The 14,387-nt window shown below is 58.3% G+C and carries 14 protein-coding genes; 12 read left to right on the top strand and 2 right to left on the bottom strand.

From position 1 onward, the window contains the following. The first annotated feature begins 59 nt into the window (after window positions 1–59). Window positions 60–1,721 (top strand): solute carrier family 26 protein, encoded by a 1,662-nt coding sequence (locus tag H6F75_RS05495; protein WP_242019717.1) that lies wholly within the window; start codon window positions 60–62, stop codon window positions 1,719–1,721. 68 nt (window positions 1,722–1,789) lie between these two features. Here H6F75_RS05495 and H6F75_RS05490 read toward each other — a convergent pair whose 3' ends face one another. Next, window positions 1,790–3,874 carry a M3 family metallopeptidase gene (locus tag H6F75_RS05490; protein ID WP_190750016.1) on the bottom strand — a complete coding sequence of 695 codons (2,085 nt, stop codon included), beginning with the start codon at window positions 3,872–3,874 and terminating at the stop codon, window positions 1,790–1,792. A 267-nt stretch (window positions 3,875–4,141) separates the two neighbouring features. Here H6F75_RS05490 and H6F75_RS05485 point away from each other — a divergent pair, with 267 nt between their 5' ends. Continuing rightward, on the top strand, window positions 4,142–5,203 hold the full coding sequence (locus tag H6F75_RS05485; protein WP_190750014.1) for a potassium channel protein: 1,062 nt from the start codon (window positions 4,142–4,144) through the stop codon (window positions 5,201–5,203). Between the two features lie 33 nt (window positions 5,204–5,236). Here H6F75_RS05485 and H6F75_RS05480 read toward each other — a convergent pair whose 3' ends face one another. Further along, the gene (locus H6F75_RS05480; RefSeq protein ID WP_190750012.1) at window positions 5,237–5,608 is read right to left on the bottom strand and encodes a Lin0512 family protein; all 372 of its coding nucleotides are present in this window, start codon (window positions 5,606–5,608) and stop codon (window positions 5,237–5,239) included. A gap of 252 nt (window positions 5,609–5,860) precedes the next feature. On the opposite strand from H6F75_RS05480, the gene H6F75_RS05475 reads away from it, so the two are divergent. The 10 genes from H6F75_RS05475 to H6F75_RS05430 all read left to right on the top strand — a co-directional run bounded on the left by H6F75_RS05475 (window position 5,861) and on the right by H6F75_RS05430 (window position 14,151). Then, entirely contained in the window at window positions 5,861–6,250 is a 390-nt protein-coding gene (locus H6F75_RS05475; RefSeq protein ID WP_190750005.1) for a response regulator, read from the top strand. Between the two features lie 140 nt (window positions 6,251–6,390). Next, window positions 6,391–6,885 carry a DUF1269 domain-containing protein gene (locus H6F75_RS05470; protein WP_190750002.1) on the top strand — a complete coding sequence of 165 codons (495 nt, stop codon included), beginning with the start codon at window positions 6,391–6,393 and terminating at the stop codon, window positions 6,883–6,885. A gap of 136 nt (window positions 6,886–7,021) precedes the next feature. Continuing rightward, complete coding sequence (locus tag H6F75_RS05465; RefSeq protein ID WP_190750000.1) at window positions 7,022–7,528, top strand: hypothetical protein; 507 nt, start codon at window positions 7,022–7,024, stop codon at window positions 7,526–7,528. Between the two features lie 87 nt (window positions 7,529–7,615). Then, window positions 7,616–8,596 carry a hypothetical protein gene (locus H6F75_RS05460; protein ID WP_190749998.1) on the top strand — a complete coding sequence of 327 codons (981 nt, stop codon included), beginning with the start codon at window positions 7,616–7,618 and terminating at the stop codon, window positions 8,594–8,596. An 80-nt stretch (window positions 8,597–8,676) separates the two neighbouring features. After that, complete coding sequence (locus H6F75_RS05455; RefSeq protein ID WP_242019716.1) at window positions 8,677–9,171, top strand: hypothetical protein; 495 nt, start codon at window positions 8,677–8,679, stop codon at window positions 9,169–9,171. A gap of 105 nt (window positions 9,172–9,276) precedes the next feature. Next, a complete protein-coding gene (arcA, locus tag H6F75_RS05450) occupies window positions 9,277–10,530 on the top strand; it encodes an arginine deiminase (RefSeq protein WP_190749996.1) in 1,254 nt (417 codons plus the stop codon). Window positions 10,531–10,576: 46 nt separating this feature from the next. Beyond that, entirely contained in the window at window positions 10,577–11,002 is a 426-nt protein-coding gene (locus H6F75_RS05445; protein WP_190749994.1) for a DUF6325 family protein, read from the top strand. A gap of 58 nt (window positions 11,003–11,060) precedes the next feature. Then, complete coding sequence (locus H6F75_RS05440; RefSeq protein ID WP_190749991.1) at window positions 11,061–11,366, top strand: SHOCT domain-containing protein; 306 nt, start codon at window positions 11,061–11,063, stop codon at window positions 11,364–11,366. Further along, window positions 11,353–12,411: a glutaminase A gene (glsA, locus tag H6F75_RS05435; protein ID WP_242019714.1), complete on the top strand. Its 1,059-nt coding sequence runs from the start codon at window positions 11,353–11,355 to the stop codon at window positions 12,409–12,411. Before H6F75_RS05440 ends, glsA begins: the two co-directional genes overlap by 14 nt. A gap of 102 nt (window positions 12,412–12,513) precedes the next feature. Next, complete coding sequence (locus tag H6F75_RS05430) at window positions 12,514–14,151, top strand: MFS transporter (protein ID WP_199303770.1); 1,638 nt, start codon at window positions 12,514–12,516, stop codon at window positions 14,149–14,151. Window positions 14,152–14,387: the final 236 nt, after the last annotated feature.

The following is a 14,387-nucleotide window of genomic DNA, read 5'->3' as shown; positions in this document are numbered from 1 at the left end:
TAAGAACTAAGTTGACTGTAAAACCTAAGCATTTTCCTTTCTATGCCCTGTTACCCGGGTTGGAACGTCTGCGCCATTACCCTAGAGCCTGGCTGCGTCAGGACTGCTTAGCGGGTATTACCGTGGCGGCCTATCTCATTCCCCAGTGCATGGCTTACGGGGAGTTGGCGGGAGTTGGCCCAGTGCAGGGGTTATGGGCAATTTTGCCGGCGCTGCTGCTGTATACCCTGGTGGGCACGTCGCCCCAGCTCTCGGTAGGGCCAGAGTCGAGCACTGCGGTGATGACGGCCGTGGCGATCGCCCCTCTGGCAGCCACCTCTGGCACGGACTACACCATTTTGGCGTCTTTGCTGGCCTGTGCGGTGGGAGTACTGTGCTTAGTGGGCTATGCGGCCCGCCTGGGATTTTTGGCCGATCTGCTGTCAAAGCCGATTTTAATTGGCTATATGGCCGGAGTCGCTGTCATTATGATCGCCGGACAGCTCAGCCGAGTGAGCGGTATACCTATTGAGGCTGAATCGGTGGTGGGGCAGCTGACGGAATTTGGGAGTCACCTGGGTCAGGCCCACGGGCCCACGCTGGCGGTAGGGGGCTTTGTTTTGGTGTTTTTGTTTGCGGTACAGGCCCGGTTTTCGCAGCTGCCTGGGCCGCTGCTGGCGGTGCTGCTGGCGACCAGCATGGTGGCGTTACTCGGGTTGGAGCAGCAGGGGGTCAAAGTCGTGGGCGAAATTCCGGCGGGGCTACCTCGTTTTGTGGTGCCATTGGCCTCTCGCCAGGAGGTGCAACAAATTTTGACGGCGGCGGTGGGAATTGCGATCGTCGGTTACTCAGACAATGTGCTGACGGCACGGGCGTTGGCGGCTCGCAACCACCAACGCATAGACGCCAATCAGGAGCTATTTGCCCTGGGAGTAGCCAATCTGGGCGGCGGGCTGGTGCAGGGCTTTCCGGTGAGCAGCAGCGCTAGCCGTGCGGCCATTGGCGACTCTATGGGCAGTAAGAGCCAGGTATATTCGCTAGCAGCCTTTGGGGTCGTGCTGGGGGTGCTGCTGTTTCTGCGACCTCTATTGGCGATGTTTCCGACAGCGGCACTGGGGGCGCTGGTGATTTTTGCCGCCACTAAACTAGTGGATATTCCCGAGTTTCTGAGGCTTAGGGCATTTCGCCAGGGCGATTTTGCTCTGGCGCTGGCAACTACGGTAGGAGTGCTGGCGACGGATTTGCTGGTGGGGGTAGCGATCGCCGTCGGCCTCTCTGTGATCGAACTCTTTGCCCGCATTGCCCGCCCCCACGACGCGGTCATGGGTAGGGTGCCGAACATCGCTGGGCTGCACGATGTGACGGACTGGCCGGGGGCAACCACCATTCCGGGGCTGGTGATCTATCGTTACGATGCACCGCTGTTTTTTGCCAACGCTGTAAATTTCCAGCGTCGCGCCCTGGCGGTAGTCGAGGCTGAAACCGCGCCAGTGGAGTGGTTTGTGATCAATACCGAGGCCATGGTTGGGATCGACGTCACCGCCGCCGACATGCTGGTAGAACTGCACGAAACCCTGAAGAAACAAGGCATTACCCTGGCCCTAGCGCGGGTTAAACAGGATCTCTACGCCCAGCTAAAGCGCTGTGGGCTGCTAGAGCTGATCGGCACCGAGCACATCTTCTTTACGCTGCCGAGTGCGATCGACGGGTTTCACCAGCGCCACCATAGCGAAGAGTCTTGAGCCAAAAAGGACCCAGGGTTTTCGCGAAAACCCTGGGTCCTACTAATTTATCTCTTAGCCGATAGGCCCTAGGCGGCCACTAGCCCGCGGTGGCGGAGCAGAGCCTGGGTGCTGGGCTCGCGACCCCGGAAGGCCTTGAACACCTCCATCGGATGGCGACTGCCGCCCAGGGCAAGCACGGTATCGCGGAAGCGGCGACCGGTGGCGGCGATCGCGCCCTCGTCGTTCAGCCCTGCTTCTTCAAAGGCAGCAAAGGCGTCGGCGCTTAGCACCTCGGCCCAGAAGTAGCTGTAGTAGCCTGCCGCGTAGCCTCCCGCAAAGATGTGTGTGAAGGCGCAGAGGAAGGCATCCTCGGGCAGGGGCTTGAGAATCGAGGACTGCTCGGCAATCCGGTGACTAACGGTGGTCACCGTCTCGCCACTGCCAGGGCGGTAGCGGTGGTGCAGCTCAATGTCGGTCCAGCCAAAGCGCACCTGGCGCAGAATGGCGCTGCCGGTCATGAAGGTGCGGGCGGCAACAATCTTTTGGTAAAGGTCTTCGGGCAGGGGCGCACCGGTATCGACGTGGCGGGCCAGGGTGAGCAGGGTGTCGCGGTGGTAGCACCAGTTCTCCATGAACTGACTGGGTAGCTCGACGGCGTCCCACTCCACATTGTTAATGCCTGCGGCTCCGGTGAAGTCAACCTTGGTCAGCATGTGCTGAAGGCCGTGGCCAAACTCATGGAACAGGGTCTCCACATCGCGGAAGGTCATCAGGCTGGGTTTGCCGTCTACCGGGGGAGCCTGATTGCACACCAGGTAGGCCACGGGCAGACGCACCTGATCGTTGATTTTGCCGCGGTTGATGCAGTCATCCATCCAGGCGCCGCCGCGCTTTTCGGCGGGGCGGCTGTAGGGGTCGAGGTAGAAGTGGGCGATCGGGTCGCCGCCGCTATTCAGCACCTGAAAGTAGCGCACATCGGGGTGCCACACCGGAGCTTCGCCGTCGGCGGGGGCAATGGTGACGTCAAAGATGCGGTGGGCCAGGGCAAACAGGCCGTCAAGCACCTGGGGTAGCGGGAAGTAGGGGCGCAGCTCTTCGTCGTTGAGGCCGTACTTTTCTTCGCGAATGCGCTCAGCCCAAAAGGCGGTGTCCCAGTGGGTGAGGCTGTCGGCCTCGGCTGCCCCTTTCGATTGAGCGAAGGCTTTGAGTTCCTCCAGCTCCTTGACGGCGGTGTCGTAGCTGGCGACGCGCAATTCGCCCATCAGCTTTTCGATCGCCTCGACAGAGGGGGCCATCTTGCGAGCCAGGCTGAGGTCGGCGTAGGTGGCGTAGCCCAGCAGGTTGGCCATTTCGTGGCGCAGCTCGAGAATTTTCTCGATGTTGGGGCTGTTGTCGAGATCGCCCTCGGAGGCGCGGGTGACAAAGGCGCGGTAAAGCTGCTCGCGCAGGTCACGGCGGCGGCTGTGCTGCATGAACGGGCCAAAGCTGGGGTAATCCAGCGTGATTCGCCAGGGGCCTGCGGCAGCGGTGGCGCTTTCGTCGCCGGCATCGCGGGCAGCCTGGGCAGCCTGGGCCAGCAGGCTCGGGGGTAGCCCGTCGATGTCTTCGGGGGTGGTGAGGGTGAGGCTAAAGGCCTTGGTGGCGTCGAGCACGTTGTTGGAGAACTTGTTGGTGAGTTCGGCCAGGCTCTGCTGAATTTCGTTGAAGCGATCTTTTTCAGCGCCCTCTAGGCCTACCCCCGACAGCTCGGCTTCACGGATCGAGGACTCAACGATGCGCTGCTGGGCCGGGTCGAAGCTGGCCCACTGGTCGCTGGCGCGGAGCTGTTTGAAGGCTTCATAGATCGGCTTGCTCTGGCCGAGGCGGGTGGCGAACTGCACCAGGGGCGGCTGCACCTCCTCGTAGGCAGCGCGTAGCTCAGGGCTATTTTTTACACCCATCAGGTGGCCAACAATGCCCCAGCTCCAGCCCAAGCGCTCTTCGATGCGGGTAAGGGGCTCAACTAGGCCGTCCCAAGTGGGGGTGACCTGAGCTTCTAGGGTTTCTAAGGCGGTAGTGAGGTCATCAAGTAGAGCGGTGATGCCCGGCACAATGTGGGCTGTGTCGATGCTGTCGAAGGGAGGTAGACCGGCACCAATCAGGAGGGGGTTTTGCAAGACGGTAGCTGTCATAGTCGCAGAATCAATGGAGGTAGGAGGGACAAAAACGATAAAACTAACTGGGCCGGGCCATTGCCCTAAAGCCCCTAGGGCCGCTGTTGAGGCGGCAAGCATTTTAGTAGGTAATGGGTTTAGTCGAAGTCATTATGAGTTTGCTTTATAGTGTATCTCAATTTGCTATGTGCCGCACTCTTTGAGGGGCAGGCTGTCAATTACCATAGCCTTTATTTGAGGACTGAGCCGATTTCTGTCGAGGCCTGAGCCCTGTCTGAGGTGTTAATGCCAAATAGCTCGTTTCGGCGGATTGTTACGGGAATTAGCTTCTTCTCGCTGACGGTGGTGGGGGCAGTAATTGGCTACATGGTGGCGGGCTGGAACTTCCTCGACGCTATCTATATGGTAGTGATCACCATCTTTGGAGTGGGCTATGGGGAAGTGCAGCCCCTGACCTCACCGCCGCTTAAGGTATTTACGATTTTTGTGATTATCGCGGGAGCCCTGTCGGTGGCCTACACCGTGTCGGGCTTCGTGCAGATGATTACCGAAGGGGAGATTCATCGAGCCCTGAATATAAAGCGCATGACTAAAGAGATTGCCAGCCTGGAAGACCACGTGATTATTTGCGGCTTTGGCCGCATTGGCCAGCTGGTGGCCCGCAAGCTGAAGCGCGATCGCCAGCCGTTTATTGTTGTTGACAACGACCCTGAGCGGGTAGCCTTGGCCCAAGAGCAGGGCTATTTAATGTATCAGGGCAACGCCACCGACGAAGCCGCCTTAGAGGCAGCGGGCATCCTCCGGGCCAAATCGCTGGCAACGGTGCTGCCCAACGACGCCGCCAACGTCTTCATTACCCTCACCGCGCGGGAGATGAACCCAGCCTTAATGATCCTGGCTCGGGGCGAAATGCCCTCCACCGAGAAAAAGCTGCGGCTGGCGGGAGCCAACCACGTGGTGCTGCCCGCCAGCATTAGCGCCCTGCGCATGGCCCATCTGATTAGTCACCCGTCAGCGGTGGACTTTTTGTCGCAGACCGATGGCCAGCACGGGCTCAATGAGTTTTTGGCGGAGCTAGATATTCAGCTGAATGAGCTAGTGATTGATGCCGCCTCACCGCTGATTGGCGGCACGATTGGCGACATCGAGGTCAAGGGCCAGGGCACGTTTATTACCGTGGCCCTGCGCCGCGCCGACGGTGAGGTGATCATTCACCCCAGCCGGGCTACCTATTTGGCCCTAGGCGACTCGATTATTTTGATGGGTCACCAGGGGGATATGCCTAACTTTGCCCAGCAGAACGCGATCAAGAAGGAGATGCGGTATCGAGGGGCGAGGCTGCGGTAGGGAGTGGATGGGTAGGGGGTGGATGGTGATTCCTTACTCGTTACTTTCAGGGATCGATACCGTGACTGCGGCGATCGCCACGTACATATCGTCGTTCTTATCGTCTAGCTCAGGGATGGCGCGCCCGGCTACTACCATGCCGCCATCCTTAAGCACCAAGGTCTTTTGGCCAAAGGGCAGCACCGCCAGCACGTCGTCTTGCCGCACCTGGTCGGGGAAGGGGACAGCGACCTGAACTTCAACCAGCATCTCGTTAGGGTGGCTGAGCCCAGCAACTTCCCAGACGCCGGGCAGGGCATTGTGGGCGATCGCATTGCGTACCGCTCGCGCCGCCGCCACGGTGGGGTCTTGGCCGTGCTGATCGACGCCCATCCCCATTTCAATAATTAGTCGCTTGTGGGCCACAACGCCTCCTCAGGCATGAATTGACACCCTTGATTCTAGGGGTAAGTGTCTATTGAGGGTTATAGCTAGGGTGAGCGATCGCGCCCTCCCTAGCCAAATGAGATAGGGCATAAACCATCTATTTACTCCTATAACTTTCCTATAGGATTCTTCTACTCTTAATTTCCAAGTCATCTCAATTTACCTACGCTTGCATCGGTTTGCCTTCCAAGCGTAGGGCGTTCCTTCTTGAGGAATCTAAAGGGGCGAATTATGCCTAGTAATTCAATCCTTTTAATTGAGAACGAAGCTGGTCTTCGAGACATTTTAGGCGATTGCCTCAGGGAGCTAGGCGGCTGGGAGGTCAGGCTCTCAGGGTCTGTTCAAGAAGGCATTAAACTGTGTGAAGAAAAACGACCAGATGTAATTTTGATTGACACGTCCATTTCTGAAAGCGATGCGATACTTCTGTTTGAGGAGCTAAAGCAGTACTCCTTTAGGCAATCGGTGCCTCTTTTGCTACTTAGCTCTCGGGCTAACTGGTTCACTCTAAAAGAGTTTCGCCGGATGGGTTTTTCTGGGGCAATTAGCAAACCCTTTAATCCGTCTACCTTGTCGTCTCAGATATATCGCCTAATGACTTTAGAGAACCCTGAAAATTAGCCTGATCAGGCAAGACTTTAATCTAGATTTTGCACTCAAAGTCCGTTTTCAACCATTGAGCGAGTAGCTTCTGCCTCAGGAAAAACAAGGGATTTTCTAAGTACCTTTGCCCAACAATAAACAGTACCAGGAGAATATTTATGTCTACATTGACGGTGTGGAAATTTAAAACCCCCGAGGGGGCCGAAAAGGCGCTGGCCAAGCTGGGCGATCTGCAAAAGCAGGAAATTGTTAAGGTGCTAGACGCGGCGATCGTGTCTTGGCCCGTGGGGCGCAGCAAGCCGAGGACGAACCAGGCCGTGAGCACTGTGGGTGTCGGTGCCCTGGGCGGCGCCTTTTGGGGCATGCTGTTTGGCCTAATTTTCTTGGTGCCGCTGTTTGGCCTGCTGGTGGGTGCAGCGGCGGGGGCGCTGTCGGGCAAGTTTACCGACTATGGCATCAACGACGACTTTATTAAAGACCTGCGCAACAAAGTGACCGAGGGCACCTCAGCCCTGTTTTTGCTCACTGGGCAGGTCACGGTGGACAAGGTCAGTGAGGCGTTTGCTCCCGATGAGGTGGGGGAACTGATTCAGTCGAATTTGAGCGCTGAGCAGGAGGCCAAGCTGCGCGAAGACTTTGGCGCTGAACTGTAGGTGCTCCAATGCCTATGGAGTTTGGCGCCCAGTCTAACTCTATAGGCAACCTATGGGTGCTGGTTTTCACTCAGCCATTGGCAAAACCAGTTTCAGTTGTTTTAAGACAGCTTTTTTAAGAATCAAGGTAGAAAACGTGAACGCTAACAAGATTACGGCTGTGATCGCTGGTGTGGTCTCGGGTGTTGTTCTCATGCCGGGGGCGATCGCTGCTGCCCCCCAAGTCAGCCCTGAGCCCCAGCAGTTGGCTCAGGCTGAGTTGACAGAGCCCACCACGGACTCTTGCGTACTGCTGCAAGAGGTCGTCACCGGCAAGACCGAGGTGCGCCGCCGCATCGAAAACCGCCGCATTGCCAGAAATAACTGGCATTTAGACTTTTTAGTGCCCAACCAGCCCAATTTTAAATATTTCGTGGCCTTGGTCACTCCAGAAAATACAGCCTCCTACTGGATGGATATCAATCTCAGGCAGTCCCACGGAGGGGTGGAACAGGTCTTTAGTTCACGGGCTGACGTGCAGGCAGGTGAAACCATTGCCATTCCCTTTGAGTCGCCGACGGGCCGACAGCCTGCCATCGTTAACGCCCGCACTGGCGGCGTCAACGGCAACTTTTACAACCTCTCGATCGCAGCCTGCGAGTAGGTAGGGCATGGCGTCAAGGGCCGTTCTAGGCGATCGCTCTTGGCAGCCTGTCTACTGATGCACGGCACCATTCTTTTGAGGATTTCGATGATTAGACCCGTTTACTCGTTGTTAGGGGCCAGCGCCATCTTTGCTGCACTGGGAATGACAGGCGCTGTTGCCGCCCGCGAGCCAGTGGCCAACCAGACCGATCGGCTCCTCCCAAGTCCATCTGTAGCGTCACGACTAGCTCAGTCTTTCCCGGTGATTGAGTTCCCCCCTGGGGAGGGAGTGAGGGAGGGAACATTTGCTGGGACAGGGGTCGCCACCGGCTCGAAGTTTACCGTCGGGCGTCAGGCCGAGGCGATGTTGAATTTTAATACCAGCAACAATTTTAGTCTGTCCCTCGCCGCTACCGGGGCCGATACCCTAGAAATGCTCTACCAGGGTACCGTCACTCGCCAGTCAGCCAGTGCTCTAGGCACCAACGGCTTTGTCCTAGAAACTCGGGTCAGCTCGTTTGCGTCTTCCCTGGGCGACTGGCAGGTCTTCGAGGCCAGCGGCACCTGTCGCATTGAGGTGTTTGACTCGCAAGTAGTGTCTTCTACCTGCAACGTTACGGCCCCAGCTTTTCCGACTGACTTGACCGGGCTGGGTCTATCGAGCGAGTTCCGTGGGGTCGGAGTTTCTACGCCAGTTGGGGCGTTTCCTGGCCGGGGAGTTGCGACTGGCTCAAAGTTTGCGATCGGGCGTCAGGCCGATGCGATGCTAAACGTCAACGACAACAACTTCAGTATTTCCATCGCCGCCACCGCTGCCAACAACCTAGAAATGCTCTACCAGGGCACTGTCACCCGGCGGTCTGCTGGTCGCCAAGCCGCCAATAGCTTTGTGCTAGAGACCCGGGTCAACTCGTTTGTGTCTTCCCTGGGCGACTGGCAGGTTTTTGAGGCCAGCGGCACCTGCCGCATTGAGGTGTTTGACGCGCTAGTGGTGTCTTCTATCTGCAACGTCACGGCTCCAGCCTTTCCAACTGACTTGACTGTGCTTGGCCTATCAACTGAGTTCCGAGGCATGGATCAGTTTTAGGAGCCGGTGAGTGTGGGTCCAAACCGCCTAGGTGCATGAATCTATCGATTTAACCTGTTGCCACAACCCATTAAAACCAGATGTTCGAGAAAAACTACTTACCCATTGCCCTGACAGGGGCGATCGCTGCCCTAGGGGTTGCCCTCATAGCTCCGACAACCCAGGCCCAGATTCCCAATCGCCCTGCCCCGACCAACTTGTCTCAGGGGCGCGGGGTGGCGCAAGGAGCTTCCTTCAACCGCGGCCGCAATGCCAATGTGACGCTCAACCTCGATGGCGAAAACTTTGGTCTGGAGCTAACGGAGATTTTGCCGTCGAATGTGCGCGGCCAGTCCCTAGCGCGGGTGCAGTATCGCGGGGCGATTACTCGACGCACCAATGACCCAGCCAATGCCAATAGCTTTAGCCTGTTTACGCGGGTGCGGAGCTTTGACTCTTCGGCCAACCTGCGGATTATTACCAATACTACCGGCACCTGCCGGATTGAGGTGTTTAACTCGCGGGTGATCTCTAGCGATTGCAGCACGATCGCCGACAACAGCTCAACCGAGTTTTTGGGCCTAGAGCAGTTTTGAGCAGTTCTTAGTTTTGAGTTTTGAATGTTGAGTTGTTTAGCCATTCAAAACTTAAAATTCAACACTCAAAACTGCCTCATTCAACTTTGTTGTATGGAACTTTCTATGTCCACAGAAACCCCAGCCTACGGCGTTCACTCCGAAGTCGGCAAACTGCGCAAGGTGATGGTGTGCTCGCCCGGTTTGGCCCACTCGCGGCTGACCCCCAGCAACAACGACGACCTGCTATTTGACGATGTGCTGTGGGTGGAGATGGCCAAGCGCGACCACGCTGACTTTGTGTTGAAGATGCGATCGCGCGGCATCGACGTAATCGAAATGCATGAAATGCTGGCGGAAACCGTCGCCATCCCCGAGGCGAAAAAGTGGATTCTCGATCAGCAGATCGTGCCCAACGAGGTGGGTTTGGGCCTGGTGGATGACGTACGGGCCTTTTTAGACGAGCTGCCCCCAGCTAAGCTGGCGGAATATCTAATTGGCGGTTTGGCCGTTTACGATATGCCCCTCGACTTTGGCAGCGAGCTGCTGAAGCTGGCCCAGGAGAACGACGGCTACGCGGGCTACCTGCTGCCGCCCCTGCCCAACACCCTCTACACCCGCGACACCACCTGCTGGATCTACGGCGGCGTCACCCTCAACCCGCTCTACTGGCCCGCTCGCCACGAGGAGACAGTACTGACCACCGCGATCTACAAGTTTCACCCCAGCTTTGTGAATGCCGACTTTCAGATCTGGTGGGGCGACCCGACCGAATACCACGGCACCGCCACCTTTGAGGGCGGCGACGTGATGCCGATTGGCAAGGGCATTGTGCTGGTGGGTATGAGCGAGCGCACCTCCTACCAGGCGATTGCCCAGGTGGCGGCCAACCTATTCGCCAAGGGTGGAGCCGAGCGGGTAATCGTGGCGGGTATGCCCAAACTGCGCTCGGCCATGCATTTGGATACGGTGTTTACGTTTTGCGATCGCGATCTGGTTACCCTGTTTCCGCCCGTCATGAACCAGGTCGTGACCTTCTCGATTTTCCCCAGCGATAAGCCTCGGGGCTACGACATCGTCAAAGAAGAGAAATCTTTTGTCGATGTGGTGGCCCACGCGCTGGGATTTCCTAAGCTGCGGGTGGTGGAGACTGGCGGCAACGCCTACCAGGAGCAGCGCCAGCAGTGGGACAGCGGCAACAACGCCGTCTGCCTGGAGCCGGGGGTAGTGGTGATGTATGACCGCAACACTGTTACCAACACCGCCCTGCGCAAAGAGGGCGTCGAAGTCGTCACCATTGTCGGAGCCGAGCTAGGGCGCGGGCGCGGCGGCGGCCACTGCATGACCTGCCCGATCATTCGCGACGCCGTCGAGTTTTAGGCGAAACCTCCCATCACCACAACCCCCACCACCTAAGGAACCTCTTATGCCCCTCGGCCCGATTGAAATTCTCAGTATCAAATTTCCCGAAAGGGCAGTCACAGCGGGCATCGCCGCTGCGCTCAAAACTCTGGTCGACAGCCAAATGATTCGCATCGTTGACATTTTATTTGTCAAAAAGAACGGTAGCGGCGACGTCACCCTAACCGAAATTGACGAGATGGACGACATTGATCACAGCCTTTTAGATCCTCTAATTGCCGACATTTCTGGGCTGATTTCGGAAGAAGATGTGCAGGCGATCGCCCAGGGTTTAGACAACAATTCCTTTGCCGCCCTCATGCTATTTGAAAATACCTGGGCCACCAGCTTTCGCGATGCGGTGCTCAAGGCTGACGGACAGCTGATCTTGAGTGAACGAATTCCCAGCCGAATCGTCGATGAGGCACTGGCCGCCCAAGCGGCGGAATGATTTTCGATTTTTCCCCCATGCCAACGTCACCCTTTACCCCTCTCTCAGAACCTCAACCATGCGCAGAAACCGACGTGACCAACCCAGCCTGTTGCGCACCGCCGCCCGAGCCTCGGTGATTAGCAGTGCGGTGACGGCCTCTAGCCAGGCCACCAGCAACGCCATGCACAACAAAGCGGCGCGCGCTCAGCCAGCCGCGCCGCCAGCTGTCGTGGAGCCCGCTGCGCCCGCTGCCGCGCCCCCGAGCGATCTGGTCGCCCAGCTGGCCCAGCTGGCTCAGCTCAAGGAGGCCGGTGCCCTGACCAACGACGAGTTTCAGCTCGCTAAAGCAAAACTACTCAATACCAGCAATGCCCCTGCGTAAATGGTTATCTCAACGAAACCGGGAGCCCGCCGGGGCCAATAACGCCACTGATGGAGCGGCTCAGGCGGCGGCGATCGCCGCCGGGCAGCTACCGTCGTCCTCCCTGGTCAAGACCCTGGTTGATGACGCCTACGATCGCTTCAAACCCATCGATGAGGGAGTGGTCGCCGACTACATTCCTGCCCTGGCGGCGGTGCCGCGCCATTTGTTTGGGGTCTGTGTAGTGGGCACCAACGGCGCGATCCACGGCGCGGGCGACATTGACTATGAGTTTTCAATTCAGAGCGTGTCGAAGCCCTTTGTGTTTGCCCTGATTTGCCAAGCTATTGGCGAAGCTGCCGCCCAGGCAAAGCTGGGGGTCAACAGCACCGGCCTGCCCTTTAACTCAGTGATTGCTCTGGAGCGCATTGAGGAAGGGACGAATAACCCGATGGTGAATGCGGGGGCGATCGCCACCACCAGCCTGGCCCCCGGCGACACCGCCGAAGCCAAGTGGCAGTTTATCCAAACCCAGCTGTCGCGGTTTGCAGGGCGAGATCTCAGTCTCAACCAGGCCGTGTACGAATCCGAAGCTGCCACCAACCAGCGCAACACCGGCATTGCCAAGCTGCTGCACGCCTACGATCGCATCTTCTTCGACCCGGTCGAAGCCACCGATGTCTACACCAAGCAGTGCTCTCTCAACGTCACCGCGAAAGACCTGGCGGTGATGGCCGCGACCCTGGCCAACGGCGGCGTCAACCCTGTCACCCGCGACGCCATCATTGACCCGATCCACTGCCAGCACGTGCTCGCCGTCATGGTCACCGCTGGGCTGTACGAAAACTCGGGCGACTGGCTTTACGAAACCGGCCTACCCGGCAAAAGCGGCGTCAGCGGCGGCTTAGTCACGGTTTCCCCCGGCAAGGGCGGCCTAGCTACCTTTGCCCCGCCTCTGGATGAGGCGGGCAACAGCGTCAAGGGGCAGCTGGTGACGCAGTTCTTGTCGGAACAGCTGGGGCTGAATTTGTTCGCCTCCCGCCCGAGCAGTGAGGTTATTGGCTAAAAACGCTTTCCCTGAATGGTGGGCATTGCCCACCCTACCCATCCACTCATCTACCCATCCACTCCCCACCCCCTAACCCACTCACCCACCGGAGATCCTCCGATGACCACCAACTCGATTCCCTCAACCAACACCGATATCGAAGTTCAAGACTCCTGGCTACCGATGGTCGTGATCGGCATGGGCCAGGTACAGATGTCGCTCAACATCAACGCCCTGCCAGTGTCCATCAGCAACATCGTCAACGAATTTGACACGTCACCTACTACCGTCGGTACGGCGATCGTGGCCTATTCTCTGGCGGTGGCGGGCTTTGTCATGCTGGGGGGCAAGCTGGGCCAAAAGTTTGGCTCCCTCAACGTGTTTCGGGTAGCTACCGGCCTGCTGCTGCTGGCCATGGTGCTGATGACCTTCAGCTCCAGTGCCGAAATCATGATTGTGGCCCAGCTGATTGCCGGGCTGGCGGCGGCGGCGATCGTGCCGACACTCGTGGTGCTGATTGCCAACAACTACCGCGGCAAGCAGCAGTCCAAGGCCCTGGGAATTTTGGGGGCGGTGCAGGCAATTACTACCGTCACCGCCTTCTTTTTGGCCGGGGCTCTGGGCACCTGGATTGGCTGGCGCTGGGCCTTTGGCATCATCATTCCGTTTACGGCGGTGGTGCTGCTGCTCAGCCTGCGCCTCAAACCAGTACCCAAAATTCCCGGCGTCAAAATTGACTGGGTGGGGGTTGTGCTGGCCGCCCTGTCGATTATTTTGATCAGCGTCGGCGTCAACAATTTGAATAGCTGGGGCCTGTTTCTCTCCCGAGCCGCCGCTCCCTTTGCTCCCCTGGGCCTCTCGCCCGCTCCGCTCATGGTGGTGCTGGGCGTAATTGGTGTGCAGCTATTTATTGCCTGGGCCCAGCGGCGGCAGGCGGCGCAGCTCACCCCCCTGCTGGCCCTAGAGGTGATCGACTCGCCCAGGGAGCAGGCGGCGGTGTACTCAATGATGTCTATCGTCATTCTCGGCAACGCGCTGACCTTTTTGGTGCCCCTCTACATTCAAATGGTGCAGGGTCGCACCAGCTTCGATACCTCGGTAGCGATGATTCCCTACCAGCTGGCGGTGTTTGCCGCCGCCATCTCTATCGTGCAACTTTTCGATCGCCTCTCTCCCCGCCAGATCGCCCGCAACGCGTTCATCTTGGTCGCAGTGGGCATGGTGGTGCTGGCGATCGTGATGAACAACCAGTGGAGCAACCTGCTGGTGATCTTTGGCCTGGTGCTGGTGGGTTTGGGCCAGGGTTCGCTCGTGACGCTGCTGTTTAACGTGCTGGTCACCGCTTCGCCTAAAGAACTGGCGGCGGATGTGGGTGCCCTGCGCGGCACCGTCAACAACCTGGCAGCGGGGGTAGGCACGGCCCTGGCCGGGGCGGTAGTGGTGGGCATTCTCAGCCTCAATATTCAGCGTGGCGTGGTCGATAACTCGGTAATTCCCCCAGAGCTGATTCAGCAGGTGAACCTGGATAACGTCACCTTCGTCAGCAACGATCGCCTCGAGAGCACCCTGGCCACGACCACCGCTACCCCAGAGCAGGTGGCGGCAGCGGTAGAGATCAACGCGGCGGCTCGACTGCGAGCCCTCAAGCTCTCCTTTCTCACCATGGCGGTGCTGGCGCTGCTGGTGATTGTGCCCTCCCGCCGGCTGCCCGGCTATGTGCCCGGCGAGGTGCCTAGCTTGCCCGCTGCAGCGGACTAGTGCGTGCTCCAAGCTGACTACAAGAGCTATGACGGTCTAGGGTTCAGGGTTCAAGGTATAGGGTTCACAGCAGGCCTTGAACCCTACACCTTGAACCTTAAACCCCACTAACCTGTCACCTTTGGCTTGGCAGACTACTAGCACCCATCAGCTTCAGGTGTGATGCCCACCCATGCTGAGCCACTGTCAAATACTGTTGATGTCAGCATTTGCCCTCAGGTCTCAGCCGGTGGATA

Origin of the sequence: Nodosilinea sp. FACHB-131 (genome assembly GCF_014695395.1) — a bacterium.
GTDB lineage: Bacteria > Cyanobacteriota > Cyanobacteriia > Phormidesmidales > Phormidesmidaceae > Nodosilinea.
The sequence above is the reverse complement of the archived record's forward strand: the minus strand, read 5'-3'. Positions and strand labels throughout refer to the sequence as shown.

What these genes read in the sequence shown, in the direction of transcription:
- H6F75_RS05490 (WP_190750016.1), bottom strand. Translation starts at nt 3,874, where the DNA reads ATGACAGCTACCGTCTTGCAAAACCCCCTCCTGATTGGTGCCGGTCTA.
- H6F75_RS05485 (WP_190750014.1), top strand. Translation starts at nt 4,142, where the DNA reads ATGCCAAATAGCTCGTTTCGGCGGATTGTTACGGGAATTAGCTTCTTC.
- H6F75_RS05475 (WP_190750005.1), top strand. Translation starts at nt 5,861, where the DNA reads ATGCCTAGTAATTCAATCCTTTTAATTGAGAACGAAGCTGGTCTTCGA.
- H6F75_RS05470 (WP_190750002.1), top strand. Translation starts at nt 6,391, where the DNA reads ATGTCTACATTGACGGTGTGGAAATTTAAAACCCCCGAGGGGGCCGAA.
- H6F75_RS05460 (WP_190749998.1), top strand. Translation starts at nt 7,616, where the DNA reads ATGATTAGACCCGTTTACTCGTTGTTAGGGGCCAGCGCCATCTTTGCT.
- H6F75_RS05455 (WP_242019716.1), top strand. Translation starts at nt 8,677, where the DNA reads ATGTTCGAGAAAAACTACTTACCCATTGCCCTGACAGGGGCGATCGCT.
- arcA (WP_190749996.1), top strand. Translation starts at nt 9,277, where the DNA reads ATGTCCACAGAAACCCCAGCCTACGGCGTTCACTCCGAAGTCGGCAAA.
- H6F75_RS05445 (WP_190749994.1), top strand. Translation starts at nt 10,577, where the DNA reads ATGCCCCTCGGCCCGATTGAAATTCTCAGTATCAAATTTCCCGAAAGG.
- H6F75_RS05440 (WP_190749991.1), top strand. Translation starts at nt 11,061, where the DNA reads ATGCGCAGAAACCGACGTGACCAACCCAGCCTGTTGCGCACCGCCGCC.
- glsA (WP_242019714.1), top strand. Translation starts at nt 11,353, where the DNA reads ATGCCCCTGCGTAAATGGTTATCTCAACGAAACCGGGAGCCCGCCGGG.
- H6F75_RS05430 (WP_199303770.1), top strand. Translation starts at nt 12,514, where the DNA reads ATGACCACCAACTCGATTCCCTCAACCAACACCGATATCGAAGTTCAA.